The sequence below is a fragment of the Desulfosporosinus burensis genome (assembly GCF_054657535.1).
Window position 1 is genome coordinate 117,688 of record NZ_BAAHYN010000003.1, and the last position, 20,117, is coordinate 137,804.

General features: G+C 44.6%; 20 protein-coding genes, 2 riboswitches and 1 other annotated feature. All 20 genes read right to left on the reverse strand.

The genetic code is table 11. The features are described 5' to 3' along the window. Positions 1–195: 195 nt before the first annotated feature. A complete protein-coding gene (locus tag ACYQ3Q_RS05835) occupies positions 196–921 on the reverse strand; it encodes a 2-phosphosulfolactate phosphatase (RefSeq protein ID WP_459927679.1) in 726 nt (241 codons plus the stop codon). Positions 922–1,057: 136 nt separating this feature from the next. Continuing rightward, positions 1,058–1,870, reverse strand: coding sequence for a lipoate--protein ligase family protein (locus ACYQ3Q_RS05840; protein ID WP_459927680.1), 813 nt, complete (start codon positions 1,868–1,870; stop codon positions 1,058–1,060). A gap of 3 nt (positions 1,871–1,873) precedes the next feature. Continuing rightward, the gene (gene lipS2 / locus ACYQ3Q_RS05845) at positions 1,874–2,854 is read right to left on the reverse strand and encodes a LipS2 family lipoyl synthase (RefSeq protein ID WP_459927681.1); all 981 of its coding nucleotides are present in this window, start codon (positions 2,852–2,854) and stop codon (positions 1,874–1,876) included. Further along, positions 2,851–3,741: a LipS1 family lipoyl synthase gene (lipS1, locus tag ACYQ3Q_RS05850; RefSeq protein WP_459927682.1), complete on the reverse strand. Its 891-nt coding sequence runs from the start codon at positions 3,739–3,741 to the stop codon at positions 2,851–2,853. The genes lipS2 and lipS1 overlap by 4 nt, the downstream gene beginning before the upstream one ends. Positions 3,742–3,808: 67 nt before the next feature. Continuing rightward, positions 3,809–5,269 carry an aminomethyl-transferring glycine dehydrogenase subunit GcvPB gene (gene gcvPB, locus ACYQ3Q_RS05855; protein ID WP_459927683.1) on the reverse strand — a complete coding sequence of 487 codons (1,461 nt, stop codon included), beginning with the start codon at positions 5,267–5,269 and terminating at the stop codon, positions 3,809–3,811. Next, positions 5,266–6,606 carry an aminomethyl-transferring glycine dehydrogenase subunit GcvPA gene (gene gcvPA / locus ACYQ3Q_RS05860; protein WP_459927684.1) on the reverse strand — a complete coding sequence of 447 codons (1,341 nt, stop codon included), beginning with the start codon at positions 6,604–6,606 and terminating at the stop codon, positions 5,266–5,268. Before gcvPA ends, gcvPB begins: the two co-directional genes overlap by 4 nt. Before the next feature lies 1 nt (position 6,607). Further along, the gene (gene gcvH, locus ACYQ3Q_RS05865) at positions 6,608–6,994 is read right to left on the reverse strand and encodes a glycine cleavage system protein GcvH (RefSeq protein ID WP_459927685.1); all 387 of its coding nucleotides are present in this window, start codon (positions 6,992–6,994) and stop codon (positions 6,608–6,610) included. A 320-nt stretch (positions 6,995–7,314) separates the two neighbouring features. After that, positions 7,315–8,412: a glycine cleavage system aminomethyltransferase GcvT gene (gcvT, locus tag ACYQ3Q_RS05870; protein ID WP_459927686.1), complete on the reverse strand. Its 1,098-nt coding sequence runs from the start codon at positions 8,410–8,412 to the stop codon at positions 7,315–7,317. A gap of 201 nt (positions 8,413–8,613) precedes the next feature. Then, a riboswitch (glycine riboswitch) is annotated at positions 8,614–8,690 on the reverse strand. A gap of 3 nt (positions 8,691–8,693) precedes the next feature. Then, positions 8,694–8,801: riboswitch (glycine riboswitch) on the reverse strand. 77 nt (positions 8,802–8,878) lie between these two features. Continuing rightward, the gene (gene ileS / locus ACYQ3Q_RS05875) at positions 8,879–11,647 is read right to left on the reverse strand and encodes an isoleucine--tRNA ligase (protein WP_459927687.1); all 2,769 of its coding nucleotides are present in this window, start codon (positions 11,645–11,647) and stop codon (positions 8,879–8,881) included. A 91-nt stretch (positions 11,648–11,738) separates the two neighbouring features. Beyond that, positions 11,739–11,946 (reverse strand) — a binding site (T-box leader). Positions 11,947–11,971: 25 nt separating this feature from the next. Continuing rightward, positions 11,972–12,442, reverse strand: a complete 471-nt coding sequence (locus ACYQ3Q_RS05880; protein WP_459927688.1) for a hypothetical protein — start codon at positions 12,440–12,442, stop codon at positions 11,972–11,974. An 86-nt stretch (positions 12,443–12,528) separates the two neighbouring features. Continuing rightward, positions 12,529–12,990 (reverse strand): DivIVA domain-containing protein, encoded by a 462-nt coding sequence (locus ACYQ3Q_RS05885; protein WP_459927689.1) that lies wholly within the window; start codon positions 12,988–12,990, stop codon positions 12,529–12,531. A gap of 11 nt (positions 12,991–13,001) precedes the next feature. After that, positions 13,002–13,799, reverse strand: coding sequence for a YlmH family RNA-binding protein (locus tag ACYQ3Q_RS05890; RefSeq protein WP_459927690.1), 798 nt, complete (start codon positions 13,797–13,799; stop codon positions 13,002–13,004). Position 13,800: 1 nt separating this feature from the next. After that, positions 13,801–14,055: a YggT family protein gene (locus ACYQ3Q_RS05895; protein WP_459927951.1), complete on the reverse strand. Its 255-nt coding sequence runs from the start codon at positions 14,053–14,055 to the stop codon at positions 13,801–13,803. Positions 14,056–14,079: 24 nt separating this feature from the next. Next, positions 14,080–14,523 carry a cell division protein SepF gene (locus tag ACYQ3Q_RS05900; RefSeq protein WP_459927691.1) on the reverse strand — a complete coding sequence of 148 codons (444 nt, stop codon included), beginning with the start codon at positions 14,521–14,523 and terminating at the stop codon, positions 14,080–14,082. A 68-nt stretch (positions 14,524–14,591) separates the two neighbouring features. Next, a complete protein-coding gene (locus tag ACYQ3Q_RS05905) occupies positions 14,592–15,287 on the reverse strand; it encodes a YggS family pyridoxal phosphate-dependent enzyme (RefSeq protein WP_459927692.1) in 696 nt (231 codons plus the stop codon). A gap of 65 nt (positions 15,288–15,352) precedes the next feature. Then, entirely contained in the window at positions 15,353–16,288 is a 936-nt protein-coding gene (locus tag ACYQ3Q_RS05910; protein WP_459927693.1) for a biotin/lipoyl attachment domain-containing protein, read from the reverse strand. 65 nt (positions 16,289–16,353) lie between these two features. Continuing rightward, complete coding sequence (locus ACYQ3Q_RS05915; RefSeq protein WP_459927694.1) at positions 16,354–17,727, reverse strand: sensor histidine kinase; 1,374 nt, start codon at positions 17,725–17,727, stop codon at positions 16,354–16,356. A 6-nt stretch (positions 17,728–17,733) separates the two neighbouring features. After that, complete coding sequence (locus tag ACYQ3Q_RS05920; RefSeq protein WP_459927695.1) at positions 17,734–18,420, reverse strand: response regulator; 687 nt, start codon at positions 18,418–18,420, stop codon at positions 17,734–17,736. A gap of 5 nt (positions 18,421–18,425) precedes the next feature. Continuing rightward, positions 18,426–19,313, reverse strand: coding sequence for a peptidoglycan editing factor PgeF (gene pgeF / locus ACYQ3Q_RS05925; protein WP_459927696.1), 888 nt, complete (start codon positions 19,311–19,313; stop codon positions 18,426–18,428). A gap of 237 nt (positions 19,314–19,550) precedes the next feature. After that, positions 19,551–19,826 carry a YlmC/YmxH family sporulation protein gene (locus ACYQ3Q_RS05930; protein ID WP_459927697.1) on the reverse strand — a complete coding sequence of 92 codons (276 nt, stop codon included), beginning with the start codon at positions 19,824–19,826 and terminating at the stop codon, positions 19,551–19,553. Between the last annotated feature and the right edge of the window lie 291 nt (positions 19,827–20,117).

Genomic DNA, 20,117 nt, shown 5'->3' on the forward strand with positions numbered 1-20,117 from the left:
GCAAATTTACTCCGATATCTATTTATAATCTTAACCGCCTTATCCTGAATTTTATTATACGCTTTTGATATGACTGTGGTTCGGAAAACTTACGAAAATAAAAATCCCGCAAATTACTTACGGGATATAGAAAACTTGGCTTAAGCCAAGCCTATCACTGTATTGTTTGATTTGATATTAAGAACTGACAACACCCTACGTCAACCACACAATTTCACTATCTTGAAACACTGGCACAATCGGCAAAATATTAGGAGTAGAACAATAAACTAAATCTCGTTCAAAACCTAAGGAAATGAGCTTTTTTCCGTGCACCGAGTTACGGATTTTGTCAGTTAGATGATCCTCTGAACTTTGATATAACATACGGGCCGCTTCACCCAAATCATTGAGAATTACATTTGATCCCATGGCATCAATGAACATTCCCGCACAAAGTATGTCCGGAAGATCAAACCGTTCTTCCGTTCCTGCACAAATTACAACAATCCCTTGAAGTTTATTATTTCTTTCGAATTCCCGTAAAATCGCCAAAACTATACTCTGCATATTTACAAAAGAAGCCATCCAGATCATGGGCGCAGCGATTGAATCTCGTATTGCACGAGTACCGTTCGTGGTTGTCATTATGACTCTTCTGCCCCCCACCTTTTCTGGAACATAGTCAAAGGGTGAATTACCAAGATCAAACCCTTCAATAATCAGCGAATCACGTTCCCCTCCCAATAATGATCCGGGGAGTGTTAAGCGTTTTTCCAAAGCCTCTTCAGAAGTCAGCACGGGTACAATTGCTTGGCATCCATTAGCTAAAGCAGTTACTATAGTGCTTGTTGCCCTTAAAACATCAATTACGATTACTAATTTGTCCTCCAAATAGGGTATCCGTGGAGAACCGGCACTCGGTAAGACTTCAATCTGCATGCGATCACCCCCATTCAAAAAAAATGTGAATTACAGCACAATTCCGGACGTGCTAATGTCACTATCATCCAATTTTCTATATTCAACTTTTTTGTCGGAAATCCTGCAAGTTGTTCGAAAAATCACGAACTACTTTTTAACGCTTTTTTGTCCAAGCCTCAGAACTATATTTAGGGAGCACTTCTTCCATTAAGATCTTTTCTTGATCTGTTAATTGACTCCTCAAAAGTTCGACCCCCATAACATCGCGAAATCCGGAACAAATCTCACATTCTAACTCTTCACGCCCAATGGGTTGAGTCCATACTTCATCCAAAGCACACGCTTTAGCTTTAAACCCTGTCAGTAATCTCTGACGTACCCCCTCACTAGGAAACCTGAGCAGCCGAAAGAGTCGCTCCGCATCAAAATGAAGTAGGATTGACCCATGCTGTAAGAGTACCCCTTCTTTTCGGACCTGAGCACTACCTACAAGTTTGCGACCATCGACTACTAATTCATACCATGAGGGAGACTCGAAACACACAGCAGAACGTTCCTGTTGTTTTACCTCACTGGCAACCATTTCTGCGTCAACCCCTAAGGTTCGAAATCCTTTTAAGAGAGCCTGACTTATTCTCAGGTAGGATTGAATCACGGTCCCAGCAACGTTAGGGTTATGCTCTGGAGCAATAACGCTATACGTCAATTCATAGTCGTGTAATACTGCCCTTCCACCTGTTGGACGACGAACAATATCGATTCCTTCAACCCTGCAGGATTCTTCATCCACCTCTTTATGGTAACTTTGGGCATATCCCAAGGAGAGTGTCGCTGGATTCCACCCGTAAAATCGCAGCACAGGTTGAGGATCTAGCGTATGGGCCATGGAGAGTAAAAGCGCCTCATCAATGGCCATATTCTCTGCACCAGAGTACACCGCATACGGAAAATATCGCCAAGTACTCATAACCTACCCCTTTCTCTTCCCTTCATTTAGATCCACTTTCATCCTAACATGTCCCCACGCTGCTTCAACTTCATCAGGGGTCAAAGGCCTTGGATAATTATAAAGTTCTTCTCCAGGCTTTTCGTTATAGTATGGACGGTTACAACCCTTGCATCCAGAGGTTTGAAAGGGCTCTCCTCCTCTCGTCTTTTGGAGTTCATCAATACTCAGGTTAAAATCAAGGAACCTACCCTCCCCAAAATGGAATTGATCTGCCCGGGCCAAACCCTGCCGAATTAGATCGTGGGCAACCTGTATCCGACGATAATGCACCATTTCTGGTGGTTTAATCCCTTCCAGTCGTGTCCCTTTGACTGGTGTGAAAGCAAAGAGCGCAACAGTAATTCCTCGATCGTACAGGGTTTGAAGACAGCGAACCATTTCTTCTTCACTTTCTCCTAAACCTACAATCAAGTGTGTCGCCAGATGTCCAGGGAATTTTTCGGCTGCTTCGCTGAGTAACGTAAAGCGTTCAACCCATGATCCGTCTTTAGTTTGGGCGTATATTTCTGGTGTCGCTGCATCTAAGGCAATGCTAACATGATCGACCCCAAGGTCCAATAGTTCTTGCACTTCTTCAAGGGTACGTGGTCCAGCTGACACACAAATAGGTAGATCAGAATTGGATCTTACCATTTTCACCCATTGTTTAGTTTCTTCCAAAGCGGCCTTGTCTTGAACCACTTGAAAACAAACCCTTTGCAATACCGTTTGGGCGTCGGAAAAGGCGAACCCTTCGACGACCTCTTGCCCTGCAAATTTTGGCCAACTGACCCTTGAAAGGAGATCAGCACGTGAGCTACTATTACGAGCCTGAGCACAAAAGGCGCAGTCAAATCGACAACGTTCACCGACCATTAGGTAAGCGGTTGTGGGTAAAGCATCTGCTTTAAGCTTTTTTAGTCCTAACACTTTTGCCGTACCTAAGGAACAACGGATCGTCATAGTGCACAACACTCCTCTCCACGAATCACTTGCAACCCCAGTTCATTGGCGATACGACGTGCAGCCGGTGTCGGCATAACTAGTCGGTTTAAGCCTAAAGAAACTGCTGCTTCATCTAATAGTTGGCGATATCCCCCTTTAGGACGCATACAACCTAGGGCTAAGGGCAAGTCTGGAAAACGCAATCTTGCCTTGGCTAAGAAACGAATAACCTCCTCTATCGGCAGCGGTTGACGTGAGGCATAGCGAGTTCCCGGCGTTGGAATAAAAACATTAAAAACTAGTCCACTGAGACCTAGTTCTTGGAGCGTATCTAAAGCCCTTTCCTCTCCCCCCCACACTCCCCCTTTCAGACCAAGAGTTAGATGGGGAATTACTCGGACGACTTCTCGAAGTTCAAGATAAACACGACTGTAATCTTCCGGCCCTTGTTTGAGCCCGTATACCTCCTGAATCGTTTCGGTGTCTGCGACAAAATCAAACGATACAACGTCGGCTAACCCTTTTAGCAGAGCGATTTCCGTCTTATCTAGTAATCCAACATGAAAATTCAAACGTACGTCTTGTTTTAGGTTATGAAGAAACTCAAGATGTTTAGCAAAGGGTACCTTCCCTTCGTCAGTACACCCTCCGCTAACAAGCGCACTTCGAAAAGGATAGTTCGAAGTGTACGATTCATCCTGGATCTGTATATCTCCAACATTACGCATTCCTTTAAGGTAGTGCCCCCCACAGTGTGCACAATTCAAAGCACAGGACTGACCGGTAAGTGTGATGCTCTCTGTCTGAGAAGGAAAGTCAAACCATATTTCATCGGCAAAATGTTTCTTTCGCACCTCCCAAGCGCGTTGAACCAATACCTTAGTCTCTAATTCTCTAGTTTCCATCTCTTTCTCCTTATCACTACTTTTAGAAAAAGCCGCCCTAATTAGAGCGGCTTTTAGTTATGAGGTTTTACTTTTTCTGCCAACGCAAGTTCGGCTTCCGCACCGCACCTACTTCATCTAACCGAGTAACTAACGTCGTATAAGGAGCATTCTTAACGAGATCTGGAGTGCTAGAGGCTTCCTCCGCGATCTTGATAAGGACGCTGGCAAATTCATCCAGTGTTTCAATGCTCTCTGTCTCCGTAGGCTCAATCATCATAGCCTCCTCAACAATGATCGGGAAATAGATGGTCGGAGGATGATAGCCATAATCCAATAAGCGCTTGGCAATATCTAAAGTATGCACTCCAGTCGCTTTAAGATTTTTCGGAGTAATAATAAATTCATGTTGACAAACTCTATCAAACGGCAGGTAATAATGCTCTTTAAGAATGCTCATTAGATAGTTGGCATTCAAAACTGCGTTTTCTGAGGCAGCATGCAAACCTTTGCCACCAAGGCTACGTATATAAGCATAAGCCCTAACCAATATCGAGAAATTTGAGTAAAACGAGCGAACCCGTCCGATCGAAAGAGGCCTATTACTCTCAAGGGTAAATGTTCCATCCTCTCTGCGAACCACCACTGGCTTGGGCAGAAACGGCGCCAAAAATTTCTTAACCCCCACTGGACCAGATCCTGGTCCTCCACCACCGTGAGGGGTAGAGAACGTTTTGTGCAGATTGAGATGGATGACATCAAAACCCATATCTCCAGGGCGGGTAATACCCATAATCGCATTGGTATTAGCTCCATCATAATATAATAAACCGCCTGCGTCATGAACCAATTGCGTGATTTGCAAAATATTTTCATCAAAGAGGCCCAATGTATTTGGATTTGTCAACATAAGGCCAGCGACTTCATCATTAAGGACTTTCTTTAAAGCCTCCAGATCAACTCCGCCACGGTCGTTGGAAGGGATTTGAATAATCTCATATCCAGCCATGGCTGCTGTAGCAGGGTTCGTTCCATGAGCAGAGTCCGGGACAATCACTTTTTTACGTTTATGATCTCCACGCTGGTCATGGTAAGCTTTAATGATTAATATCCCTGTCATTTCCCCATGGGCACCAGCAGCCGGTTGGAGTGTAAACTCATCCATTCCTGTCAATTCACCGAGGTCTTCTTGAAGCTCCGCCATGAGCTGCAGGGCCCCTTGTGTCATGCTTTCAGGCTGATAAGGGTGAAGTGCTGTAAAGCCGGGCAGACGAGCCAACATTTCATTGACCTTCGGGTTATATTTCATTGTACAAGATCCTAAAGGATAGAATCCAGTGTCCACACCATGATTGAACGTCGAAAGGTGAGTAAAGTGACGGACCACGTCCACTTCGGAGAGTTCTGGGAGTTCCGGCTGCTGTTGCCGTAATAAAGAGTTAGGTATCAGGGTTTCCACTGGAACTTCAGGTACATCACATGAAGGTAAACTGACCGCATTTCGCCCATGAGCACTGAGGTTAAAAATTAATGGTTCTAACTCTTTCATTGGATTTCCCCCAATCTGGCCACGAGCCGGTCAATATCCGCTTTACTCTTGGTTTCTGTTACACAGAATAGCAGGTGACGATCTAATTCCGGATAGAATCGAGCCAGCTCAAGTCCGCCTATAATCCGATCTTTCAAAAGCATAGTATTGACTTTAGCTGGTTCAATCGTCGTCTCAATCACAAATTCATGGAAGAACGGACCTGGAAAAGCCACCTTCATTCCTGGAATTTTGGCAATCTCCTGCGCTGCATAATGGGCATTCTGCAAATTCAAATTGGCCAATTCCTTGAGTCCAGTCTTACCGAGCGCACTTAAATGCATGGTAAACGCTAAGGCGCAAAGGGCCTCGTTAGAGCAAATATTAGAAGTCGCCTTTTCACGACGAATATGCTGTTCGCGAGCCTGCAGAGTCAGAACAAATCCTCTTTTGCCGTTTTTATCGGTTGTTATTCCAACAATCCGTCCTGGCATCCGCCGTACGAATTTATCCCGACAGGCCAAAAAGCCTAGATATGGACCTCCGTAATTGAGAGGGTTCCCAAAAGGCTGCCCTTCCCCAACCACAATATCCGCCCCACATTCGCCCGGGGATTTGAGCAGACCTAAGGAAACTGGATTGACTGACATAGCCACTAAAGCCCCTTTGGCATGGGCAAGCTCTACGATCTCCTCCGCTTTTTCAATGCTGCCAAAGAAATTCGGAGTTTGAACCAGCACACCGGCTATATCCTCTTGAAGGGCAGCCACCAGAGCTGCTCGATCAGTCTCACCATTCTTAAAAGGAATTTCTAGCAGTTCCACGCCACGTGAGAGAAGATAAGTCTTCAGTACCCCTCTATACTCAGGGTGTACAGTTTGAAGCACAAGCACCTTGTTCCTTCGTGTCGCATCACAAGACATGATAGCGGCTTCCGCTAAAGCTGAAGCGCCATCATACATGGAGGCGTTAGCCACATCCATCCCCGTTAGTTCACAGACTAAGGTTTGATATTCATAAATTGCCTGAAGAGTTCCTTGACTAATCTCAGGCTGATAAGGGGTATAGGCAGTGTAAAATTCAGAACGCAATAATAACTGGTCAACAAAACTCGGGATGTAGTGTTCGTAAGCCCCAGCTCCCAAGTAAGAACTGAACTCTTCCACAGTCGTGTTCCGATTAGCCAATCCTTTCACGTGTTTGACTAAATCCTGCTCTGACATTCCCCCACGAATAGCTAAAGGGCGTTGTAAGCGAACTTCCTTAGGAATATCCTCAAAGAGTTCCTCGACCGACTTAATCCCAATACGGGCTAAGAGCCGATCCTTTTGGCTGTCCGTATTCGGTACAAAGTTCATTCTAATGTTCCTCCTGTGCTACATACGCTTCGTATTCCTCAGCCGACATCAGGCTATCTAGAGGAGATACATCATCGGCTTCAACTTTAATTAGCCAGCCTTCTCCATACGGATCACTGTTTAACAGTTCCGGGGTATCCATAACCAAGGTGTTGACTTCAACGACTTTTCCACTAACTGAGGCAGTAATATCGGAAACTGCTTTGACAGATTCCACCGTCCCATAGGACTTTCCTACAGTGACCGTCGAGCCTTCATCAGGAAGCTCAACAAACACTACATCCCCTAGACTATCCTGTGCGTGGTCCGTGATCCCAAAGGTCACAACATTTCCTTCCACTCTAGCATACTCATGTTCTTTGTTATACTTCAATTCAACTGGATTCATACGATCATCCTCCTCATATTTTTGGTTATCTTACCCTAAGGTTAAATAAACATCCGTTCGTCCCTATGCACACTACAAGGGCTTTATCCATACGTAGTAAGTCCCTTATTCCGAGAACAATTTTACAATACTGATATTTAGATATTCGAACTCCGTGCCTCGAACTTAATACCTCGGCAAAATCTCAAATCGTCTAACCCGGATGATTCCCCTATGTCAGAGAGAGCCTCAATATCGAATTAAAACTAGCAAACGCACAATTCAAATATTTGAATTTCCATTCGAACCTCGAGCATCGTACTTCGTGCATCGTGCCTCGATTACATGCCACGTTTATAAAACAAGGACGGAATAATTTTAGCTTGCACAGCCTTTCCCCGAATCATAACGTCTAAAGTTTCACCTTGAATGGCCAGATCTGCACGAACCAGACCCAAAGCAATATTTTTGTTAAGAGTTGGAGAAAATGAACCTGAGGTGACAAAGCCAATTTCTTGACCATTTTTTTGGAGTGGATAATGCGAGCGGGCAATTCCTCGTTCAATCATTTCTAGGCCAACAAGCTTGCGCGGAACTCCATTTTCCTTTTGAGCAAGGAGCACCTCGCGGCCAATAAACGTTGCTTTATCGAGTTTGACGAAAATACCCAGACCTGCTTCTAGCGGAGTTATATCAGCTCCTAATTCATTGCCATATAACGGGAGTCGAGCTTCGAAGCGCAGTGTGTCACGGGCTCCCAAGCCAATCGGTTGTACCCCTTCAGAGGCGCCAGTTTCTAATATTTTCCTCCATAATTGACGACCATATTCTGGTGCAACATAGATCTCAAATCCATCTTCTCCAGTATAGCCTGTGCGAGAAATAAGACAGGGTGCCCCATCAACTTCTTCATGAAGGAAGCTATAATATCTAATCTGTGCTAAATCAGCCTTGGTGATACGTTGCAAAATCGTTTCAGCTAAAGGTCCTTGCAAGGCGAGTTGTGCATATTGTTCTGAAACGTTCTCAACGACAACCTCAAACTTTTCGGCTTGTTCCTTAATCCAGGCAAAATCCTTATCCGCATTTGAAGCATTGACGACTAGAAAAAAGTGCTCCAGATTATAGCGATAAACGAGCAAATCGTCAACAATGCCGCCGTTTTGGTAACACATTGGGGAATAAAGAATTTTCCCATCTTCTAGCTTACTGGCGTCATTAGTAATCAACATTTGAACAAATGCCAGTGCCTCTTTGCCTCGAACATCAATCTCTCCCATATGTGAGACATCAAAGAGACCTGCCTTTGTCCGTACTGCGTGGTGTTCTTCTATCACACCTGCATACTGGACAGGCATTTCCCACCCGCCAAAGTCGATCAGTTTGGCCTTCCCTGCCGTATGTTCTTCATATAGTGGGGTACGTTTTGCTTCAACCATGTAGAACACCTCCTCCTTCTTTGATCAGATTGGATTTTTTAAAAACTGTGACGCTTTCTGGTACCGACAGACAGTCGGAATCATCGCTCTGAAAGCTCATTAGGTATCTCTCATATTGTGTCACTTAGTAACTGATATCACCCGTGAAAATGATACCAAAAACTCCATAAAAAAGGACAGAGGAAGTGCGTATCGCACTTCCTCTGTCCTTTAAACCTGAGAGATTCGCCGTTTCCAGCTTCCCCTTTGGTGTTCTCTTTATGAGAAACTCTCCAGAGTCCCGTCAACTAGCAGTACTTTTGCCTGAGAGTTTGCTCCTTAAAAAAGCGATTTTTAAGGGATTTCTCCTTCGGCGCCTGGATTTATCAGATCTCTCCCGCTAGTCTCATTCGGTTATTAAACTTATTATTCAATATAATATGCTATTTCGCCTATTATGTCTACTGGGATTTTATTGCTGAAGGAATTAAAGACTTTTGACCACCGTACTACAACGCGGGCAAATGGTCGGATGATCAGAATCCTTTCCGACTTCCTCATGGAACATCCAGCAACGCTCACATTTTTCTCCGTTAGCCGGTTGCACCAAAATCCCTAAACCCTCGTGAACTTCTGCTAGTTGTACGTTTTCCGGTCTATTCTCCTTGGGTTTATGCACTGTTAAACCCGAAACAATGAAAATTTCCGCAAGATTAGGAACTTGCTGTAGGAAACCATACTGTTCCTCCGTCGGGTAAAGGTCCACCTGAGCGGTTAATGGGTGATTGATCAATTTTTCTTGACGCGCCATTTCCAATGCTTTAGAGACGTCGGTCCGCAAGGCTAAGATTTGGTCCCAAGTATCCACCATCGTTACATTCATCCACTCAGCATTCACTTTCGGCATTTCTGCCATTTGGATATTTTCCAGGGTCTTTTCTCCAGGAATATATGGCCAGATTTCTTCCGTTATAAACGACAAAACCGGCGCTAAGAGACGTACCAGAGAATCAAGCACTTCGAATAGTACTGTCTGCGCGGAACGACGAAGAAGGGATGTTTTTCCTTCTACATAGAGTCTATCTTTAACAATGTCCAAGTAAATGGCACTTAATTCAACCGTGCAGAAATTATGAATTGTATGGTAGACCCAGTGAAATTCATAGGTTTCATAACCCTGAAGTACGCGTTCAACCACTTTAGAGAGCTTAAGCAGAGCCCAACGGTCAAGTTCCTGAAGTTCCTGATAGGAAACTTTATCTTTCGCAGGATCAAAGTCATTGAGATTGCTCAATAAGAAACGAAGGGTGTTACGAATCTTCCGATAGGCTTCGGACATTTGCTTCATAATCCGAGGAGAAGCAGCGACATCATTTTTATAATCGACTGAACTAACCCATAAACGTAAAATATCTGCACCCAATTCTTGAACGACCTTAAGCGGGTCTACACCATTGCCCAGTGATTTGGACATCTTACGCCCTTGCTCATCGACAACAAAGCCATGTGTCAGCACGTTGCGGTAAGGTGCTTGACCGAAAGCGGCCACTGCCGTAGATAATGAGGAATTGAACCAGCCCCGATGCTGATCCGAACCTTCTAAATAGAGATCCGCAGGCCAAGCTAGATGATCCCGTTGTTTTAAGACCCCAGCATGACTCGTACCGGAATCAAACCAGACGTCCATAATATCGGTCTCTTTGCGAAATTTAGTTCCACCACAATCACAGGTAAACCCTTCCGGTAACAATTCCGTAGCAGAATGTGCAAACCAAGCGTCTGACCCTTCTTGACGGAATATCTTCTGCAGAAACGAGATCGTGTGGTTATTGACTAACACCTTTCCACAATCCTCACAATAGAAGATGGGAATTGGAACTCCCCAAGTCCTTTGCCGAGAAATACACCAATCTCCACGATCGGCAATCATGTTAAAGATTCGATCCTTACCCCAAGCAGGAATCCAGCGTACCTTCTCGATCTCATCTAACGTTGCTTGTCTAAATCCATCTATAGATGCAAACCATTGTTCTGTCGCTCGGAAAATAATCGGGCTCTTGCAACGCCAACAGTGAGGGTAACTATGTTCAATCGTCTCCTCAATGACGAGATTATCAGTATTCTTGAGATCTTCCACAATGACTGGATTGGCTTTGCCAGTTTTTTGACCAGCATAGACCCCGGCTTCCGAAGTGAATTTCCCTTGATGGTCAACTGGACATAGGACGGGTAATCCATATTTCTTGCCCACCAGAAAGTCATCTTCTCCATGACCTGGCGCTGTATGAACACATCCTGTTCCAGCTTCTAAGGTAACATGTTCTCCGCAAATCAACACAGAGTCACGATCAATCAAGGGGTTTTTACAAATAACGCCCTCAAGTTCTTTGCCAGAGAGGGTCTGCTCAACTGGAAGTTCCATCTTCCACAGTGAACGCAAGGAGTCCAGCATACCCTCAGCAACGATCCAATGTTCTTGCTGTGCGGAGACAACCGCATAGGTTAACTCTGGATGAACGCTGATAGCCAGATTTGCTGGAAGCGTCCAAGGGGTCGTGGTCCAAATTACGACATACGAATTTTCCTGATTAAGGACACCTAACCCATCTCGTACAGCAAATTTGACATAAATAGCAGTAGCCGGCTTATCGGCATATTCGATTTCAGCTTCAGCCAGAGCTGTTTCACAGGAAGGACACCAGTAGACTGGCTTCAAACCTTTGTAAATGTACCCTTTATGGGTCATGTCTCCAAAGACTCCGATTTGCGCGGCCTCATACTCCTTTTGTAAGGTGAGGTAAGGATTTTCCCAATCCCCTCGTACTCCGAGTCGCTTAAACTGTTCACGCTGAATCCCCACATATTTTTCGGCATAGTCCTTACAGTTCTTACGAAATTCTAACACAGAGACAGCGTGACGATTCACGCCCAGTTTCTTGATCACTTGTTGTTCGATAGGAAGACCATGGGTATCCCAGCCAGGAACATAGGGGGCATCAAAACCCATCATCGTCTTATATTTAACGACGATATCTTTCAATACCTTGTTGATCGCATGTCCAAGATGAATATCCCCATTAGCATAAGGCGGACCGTCATGAAGGATGTATTTAGGACGTCCTGCACGTGCCTTCTGCACCTTTTGATATAGATGATCCTCTTCCCATGATTTCAGGATCTCCGGTTCCCTTTTAGGGAGATTTCCCCTCATTGGGAAATCCGTTTCCGGCAAATTGAGAGTAGTACGATAATCCATTTTGAAATTTCCTCCTTAATTACGATGCACGATCTAGGGTAATTCAAGGAATTACCTCTGACTTAAATAGTTAAAAATCTCGTCCCTCTTAAAAAGGGACGAGATCACTCGCAGTACCACCCTTGTCGCCAAAACTAGCCACTCGGAAGTCAGTTAACGGTGACAAACCGTAAGAAACTTACTTAGATTTCAGCCCTACACTCCAAGGTGATCTTTCTGTCAGACTCCACGGGCTTACACCATTTCCCGCTCGCTTTGGGAAAACCTTTGACAAAAACTGTCCTTTTCACTGTGTTTTCCAAGATTAACGCTTGTTAAATTAAATTAGTCCTTAGCGATGACTTTGCGCAAGATAGTGACCAGCTTGGCTCGTCCTTCCGACTCGATCGGATCCACCATCCACAAACACAGGAAGGAAATCTTTCGTTTCTTCCATTCTTGAACAAGGGGATCCATTTGATCTTTGGAAAAGTGCAAATGCTTATCATCCTGAGAGGGCGTTAAACTGACAACTACGGCACGTTGCTCAATTTCATCCATCGCTAAAAACGCCCGATCCAGCAAATCATCACTTCCAGTCATCAAGACATCTCCTGGGCGAAAATGATGGTCTGCTTCTGCAAATCCAACACTAAAAAACTTCGTATCCTTTAGTGAATCTAAATTATCGACGGAAGGTACAAGTTGGAGCTCTTGTCCTCCTAATTTCCCGACATAAATTTTATTCTCATCCTGATGCAGTCCAAACCCTTGAATGAGAAAATCTGGAGATATCTCACTAATTAATGTATACATCGATTTATAATCCTTCTCCTTCAAATCATCTATAGATTATTTTACCATGAATACAGACAGATTAGCAACATATGCCAACAGAACCTTTACGCGATACCCTCATCTCTTTCCTGCAATGCTTCCAAATCTAGGTGAGCCAACAGAAAAGATTTAAGCTGAGTCCGTAATAAATCACGTTTTCTCGAAAGTCCCTGAATTTCTTCTTGGATTTCTTCCCACTTTTCTTGGGCTTCAGACACTTTGCTCAGCTTCTTTTGTTCAGCTTCTCTAAGAAGGAGTGCAGCCTCGTGACGCGCAACTTCCTTCACTTCTTCGGCTGTTTGCTGAGCCAAAACAAGAGTCTGTTGCAAGGTATTCTCGATTTTACGATAATGGCCGACTTCCGTTTCCAACCCTTTTAATTTTTCTTTCAGTTCGAAATTTTCGGTATACGCGGATTCGAACTCTGCGCTAACACTTTCGAGATACTTTTCTACTTCCTCACATTGATAACCCCGAATCCCTTTGCGGAACGTTTTATTTCGAATATCAAGAGGAGTTATTTGCATTGATTACCCTCCTAATGCCGTTGTGACCGAAAAAGTACGATTTGCCATGCTGTCCTATCTTTGCGGGTCTGGGAACATTCCAAAAGCTTTATTCTCCCATACCCTCGGCAAGAGATCATATCATCAGGCTGTACTTCCGTCTCGGCTTTGCTGACCACAACCCCATCTCTTCTTACTTTGCCTTGAGTAATCCATTCCTGAGCAACTGCCCTAGAAGTTCCAAAAGCATTGGCCACCACCGCATCAAGCCGCGCGGAACTTACAGTAATACGGCGCGCCTCACCTTGGTCAGCATTCACTACTGGTTTCTCATTAAAGAGCGCAACTTCAATCTTCTCACGCCCTGCTTGGGTCCATTGATTAATGATAAACGGGGCGATCTCAGTCGTTGAAGCAACATAAAAACCATCTGGTCCAGCTTGAATATCCCCCAAAACATCCCTCTTAAAACCTAGGGCCATCAGAGAACCCAAGATCTGCCGATGTTCCAGTTGAGCTCGAGCATCTAGAGAACGCACCCAAAGCAGCGCGATGTCAGCATCTTTTGAATTCAAAGCTTCTCCCCATGGACCTAGGAGAATCCGAACACGTTCTGCTTCTGGAAATCCCCCTTCAGTCATAAAGGCGAGATGTTCTTTTCTAAGCACGCTTTCAGCCCATTCCAGCATGGCACCGGTTAAAAAAGGTGTAACTTGTTTAGCGTCTCCATTATAAACAGCTTCTCCTAGATCCAAGATATGGGCTGCTATTAGACGTGTTTCTTTTTCATCCCAATATCTAAGTCCCCTACGATCTATTGTTGGTTTCATACTAGAATATTTTATATAAAAGCCACTGGATTATATTCAGAGCAATGATAGCAAAGATTGGGGAAAAATCAATTGCCATAGAAGCGTTACCAATCTGAAAACGTTGAAATGGCTTAATAATTGGGTCAGTGATGTCGTAAATTATATTAACAAATTTATTATTGGCTGGCGACCATTTGGGACCAAGATAGGACGATATTACTCTTGCGAAAATTGCATATATGAGGATCGAAATTACTTGACTAATAATTTGCACAATGAACAAAATGAGAATCCCTCCTTATTTTGAGCTGGTCCAAAACAATCCTTTGTCTTTCAGCTCATCGCGCATCTCACCTGAAATATCGACATTGTTTGGTACAAACAAAAAGATCCCGTTTCCTACTTTTTGCATGTTACCATTTAAGGCATAGGTTGTCCCACTTATGAAATCCACAATGCGTTTTGCTAGCATTTTTTCTGCGTTTTCGAGGTTAACGATAACCGGTCGGCGATTTTTCAATTGATCTGCAATATTTTGAGCTTCTTCAAAGGAATTTGGTTCCATAACCACCACACGCATTTGCTTTTGAGTGTGTATACTTACGACCTGAGCATTTTTACGGCTGGTACGTACCTCTTCTTGAAGATTCTTTTCTCGATCATTTTCTTCCAGAATATCTTCTTCTGGTTCCTCATCTGCAAATCCCATAATACCGATAACCCTGTCAATTAATTTAGCCACTTAATATTCCTCCCTTTCCAGGTACACTATTTTCTATATAACTATTCTCTATTTACGTTCACTACGCATTATTCGCGTTCACCGAAGATCTGCCGTCCTACACGAACAAAGGTTGCCCCTTCTTCTATAGCCAATTCAAAATCTTGACTCATTCCCATTGAAAGCTCGCGTAATTCAACCCCATCCCATTTCCGAGATTGTAAAGTATCACGTAGATCCCGAAGCTGTCGAAAAAACTCTTGCGTCTCAGCAATGCTAGCCTCCAATGCCCCAATGGTCATGAACCCACGAACTCGGACAAAGGGAAAATCTCTAATAGAATTGAGAAAATCCGGAACTTCCTCAGGCGCGAGGCCGGCCTTGGCAGGGTCCTTGGCGACATTAACTTGGACAAGGGTCGACCAAGTAATACCACAACCTGCTCCATGTGCGTTAAGAGCCTCCAAAAGAGGAAATCTGTCCAGTGAATGAATCATTGAAACGTTTTGATCTAAGTATTTAACCTTGTTAGTCTGTAGCCTTCCCACCAGATGCCATTCACAATCATTGGGAAGAAGAGGAGCCTTCTCTAACCATTCTTGGACACGATTCTCTGCAAATGCTCGTTGTCCAGCCCGATAAGCCTGCTCGATACATGCAACTGGTTGGGTCTTAGACACGACTAATAATCGAATGGTCCTGGGATCTCTTGTACCACGCGCTATTGCTTCATCAATCCTTTGCCGGACCTCGACTAAGCGCTGTTCTATATCACTCACCAACATCAGAAAATCCCCTTCGCAGTAAATTCTACGTTCTTTGGCAGTTTCCCTGCTTTTGAAGCCCAAACCTAGATATTTTTTACGTTGGCTACTAATCCTTCTAATCCATCACGTGGGGTTATCACGACAGGAATACCACTCGGGATATTTTCGATACAGATTTGATCCTCATCCTGGTCAAGGACTTTGATCTTTTTAAATTGCACAACACCCTCACTCGCCAGAAAGACTCCAAGTTCCTCTCCTTTCGTCCACAGCGCACTCTTCGGAATGAGAACACCCGTGACCGCTGGACGATAGATCCAAGTCACTTCATGATGCCTATCGGCCACTGAACCATCGACATAGTGAGGAAACTGTACAATTGCACCTTTGGGTTGATCAGATTTACGTAAAATCTTGACGTTGACCGTTTGATTTCCAGTCGTTATCCGTAACGTCTTTCCCACCTCGAGTTGATCGGCACTTGGGAGTTCAAGAAAGGCCTTAGTCGGTATGAGATTATTGACGATTTTTCCCACGACTTCCCCAGCTTGAACCGTAGCAGCCGAGGTTTTCATGTTGCCAGTCTGTGCCAATAACTTCTCTAAATCCATCGTAGTAAGGTTTTCACTGGTTAGAATTAATTCTAAACCATCGTTCTGGCGAAAAAACAGCCCGCTCGTCACTGCCTGAATCATTTGGTTTTGAGCATTCTCACGTTTAGTTCCAGGGGCTGCGCCATCCGCTTGGATGGTTGCTACAGCCTCTCCACGCCTGAAACGTTGCCCATCTTCGCCCACATATTGGATCTTTCCAGAGATTGGAGCAAGCACCAACGTTTCTTGATTGGCAAATGTCGCCATCACTTTCCGTTCATGAGTGATCGTCCCCGTTTCGGCTACAGCATATTTTATAGACCCCGCTGTCAAACTCGAACGATATAACCATACGACACCACCCGCCAAAACGATGAGCACTATACTCCAAAACCAGAAAATCTGCTTTCTTTTTTTCTCCTCCATTTTTGCCCTCCATTTTTGCCTTCCCTGGCTAGTTCGATATTCGATGCGAACTACGAACTATTAACTTACGATATAGCCCTTGGCAAATCACAAGTAAAAACGGTTCCGAGCCCCAGCTGAGAATCAACGCTAATTTTACCACCAATGCCTTCTACCATGTGCTTTACAATACTTAGCCCCAGTCCCGTTCCTCCTTGTTCACGTGAGCGAGCCTTATCGACTCGATAGAAACGCTCAAAGATCCGTGGCAAAATATCCTCTGGTATTCCACAGCCCGTATCTCCAAATTCAAGGTGGATTTCTTTCAGCCCCACTTGAGCATGTAACCAGACACGCCCCTCGGATGTATATTTAACGGCATTTTCTAAAAGGTTTAAAAGTAGCTGACTCAGTAAGTCTTCTCCTATTAATACAGGCGGTAAATTTTCCGGAAGAATAACCTCTACTTTAATTCCTTTCGCCTCAGCAAAACTTTGGATCACAGGTTTTATTTTTTCATAGGCATTTTGAACATAGCCTCTTTTGTCAGAACTTACACTCGCCCGATTTTCTTGTCCTTCAAAATGGGCCAAGGTTAACAGATCTTCGATAAGGCGCTGCAAACGCAAGGTTTCTGCTTGGATTATGTTCAGAAATCGGTCACGTAAGGACGGGTCATCAGCAGCACCGTCAAGCAGAGTTTCTACAAAGCCCTTAATGGAGGTCAGCGGAGTTCTTAATTCATGGGATACATTAGCTACAAAGTCTGTTCGCATTTGCTCAAGTCGGCGCAGTTCTGTGACATCATGGATTACTATAACCGCACCACGTGGTTGGCCTCGCTCGCTCAAAATTGGGCTAATCTGGCTTTGGACCGTTCTTTGAGCAATATGAGTTTCTCTTGTAGCAGGGGGCTGCCCCGAAAGTACCTTGCGAATTAGTTGTTCCAATTCCGAATCATAAGTCAGCTCTAATAAATACTCCAGCTCACGATCCGTTCCTCGTCGTTCAAAAATTTTCTCTGCAGCAGCATTCACTAAAACGACTCGCCCTATGTGATCTACAGCCACAACACCCTCTTGCATACCCGCCAGAATCGCTTCCATTTTGTTTGCTTCTTGTGTCCCGTTTAGTACAATTTTCTCGACGTGTCGGGAAAGGTTGTTTAGTTCCACTGTAAATTGTCGAAGTTCATCCGTTGAATCTGTTAAATAGATGGCCTCAAAATCTCCTCTAGCTATTCGCTGCGTGGCGAGGTGAAGTTTCTCCATGCGACGAGAAAGTTTGCTAGAGTAGAAGTAAACTACCCCCGTGGGAAGAGCTAAGGCAAGAAACACTACTCCTATATCACTGCGTTGTTCGGCAGAAACTAGCCTCACGCTCTCCCCCACCCAAAACAAAAGCAAGGAAAGAGCTGTCATTCCAAAAAACAGTCCGGTTAATCGCCATTTAATACTCATCTCTGTTTATCCTTTAAAGCGGTAGCCAATCCCGCGCAATGTCTCAATATACTCGGGATTGGAAGGATCCCTTTCAATTTTTAGACGCAGGTGGCGGACGTGGACATCAACCGTCCGAGTATCCCCGTCATATTCATATCCCCAAACCCGTTCTAGAAGTTCATCCCTAGAGTATACCTTACCAGAATGAGCTACAAGCACGCGGAGTAATTCGAACTCTTTGGGTGTTAACTCAGTTTCCTGTCCACGCACATGGACACGAAATCCCTTAACGTCGATCTGTAATTCCCCTCGAATAATCCGATCATCCGCCTCTTCGTTCGGCTTCAGACGACGCAAACGAGCTTTAATGCGGGCTATTAATTCCCGGGGACTGAACGGTTTTGTCATATAATCATCTGCACCTAGCTCAAGTCCTAACACCTTATCAATGACCTCTCCTTTAGCGGTTAACATAATGATCGGTATTTGTTGAAAGCTAGGAGTTAGTTTGAGCCTTCTGCATACCTCTAAGCCATCCATTCCTGGCAACATGAGATCAAGCACAATCAGATCGGGTTGTTCCTTCGCCACACGATCTAAGGCCTCTTTCCCATCCTTTGCGACACGGACTAGATAACCTTCCTTTTCTAAATTAAATCTAAGCAGTTCTTGAATTGGCTCCTCATCATCTACCATTAAAATTGTCGCCACCTAACTCAACCCCCTATATCGAAGCTCGAGGCTCGAGGCGCGAAGTTCGAAAATTCCGCATCTCTCGTGCATCGTGCATCGTGCATCGCGCCTCGCATACTGATCCATCCTGCCATCCGGCCTGTCCGAGCGCCATCCCGACGATGGGAAAAAAACCATTCAGGATTGTCTGCGGTGCAGATGTCAGCGACATCTATGTTCTCCGGGCGAACCCCTTTTTCCAAGAACGATGCTCGATTAGCCTCCCATAGGTCAAGCAGGTAATGTCCGTCTGCTTGCGGATGAAGAAACGGTGTTTTGTGGTAATTCGAGCGAAACTGCTCAGCAACTCTCTCATCCACTGAATAACAGCAAGGACCGATGCTCGGCCCGATCGCCAGCCAAGCATTTTCAGTCTGCCCACCCGCTTCTTCAAATCGTTCTATTACCTTCTGTCCGATCTTTTGAGCCGTGCCTTTCCAACCAGCGTGCGCAATTCCTACTGCCTTAAGATCCGGGTAATAGAAATAGAGAGGGACACAATCGGCAAAAAAAGCCAGTAGTCCAAGCGTCTGCTGTGTCAATAATCCATCCACTCCAGGAATCGCCGTTTCTAATTCTCGAACGCCACGCCCTCCATCTTCCTCATTAACCCATAACACATTCGTGCCATGAACTTGTTCGCCCACAACAACCCTTGACCAAGAAACTTTCCAATGTCCTATCCAATGCCCTCGATTTTCCAGAACCGCTACAGGATCATCCCCCACATGAAGTCCTAAATTGAAAGTATCGTATGGAACTTGGCCTGCTCCCCCAACACGAGTCGAAAAACCCAGATTTATTCCTTCTGCTTGCCATTTCGGCAGGGTTAGGTAGGTTAAATTACCTTCATGAAGCCACTTCCAGTTCATCCGTTAACTCCTTTGATTGATATATAGAAACATTTAGAAATTATCCATACTAGTACAAATATATCATTTAATATGCCTGAGAACAAACCTGCCAAAAGTCCTAGTCATAGTATACTTGTACCTATGAATAAGTGTAAATATCTTTTCGCATGTTAAATAAGTAAACAAGCATAAAGCCCCTGTTCTAGAAAAGAACAAGCGAATTATGCTTCAAATCTAAGTAACGTTTGCGACGGTCTAGCGACGGTCTTCGTTTTCAATATTAAATTCAGGCAGATCATTGACATCGACTAAGATGACATCAACCCCAATCTTCTTTACGCGATCCCATGGGATAAAGTAATCTTCTGTTTTGCCACCACCAAAGAGTCCCCAGCTTTTCGAGGGTCCCGGCACAACAATTCCTTTGACAACGCCCCGTTCCAGATCCAGATCTAGGTCCTTAATTGGTCCAAGCCTTCGTCCATCCTTAACATTGACAATATCCAATATTCGCAAATCTGAGACACGCATTGTTACATCCCCCCTATTCGAGGCTCGATGCGCGAGGCGCGAGGTTCGAAGACTGAAGACCGATATCGCACATCAAGCTTCACTCCTCATGCATCGTATATGTCATCATATGAGGGAACGTTTCAAAATAGCCTACACTTGACACATATTTCGAGGCTCGAGGCTCGAGGCACGAGGCGCGAGGTTCGAAATTGGCGCATCAAGCATAGCGCCTAGCGCTTCCACGCACATTACGCATGCCCTAGTCGAGGCTCGAGGTCCGTCCGAATATTGTGCCAACGCACTTAGCGA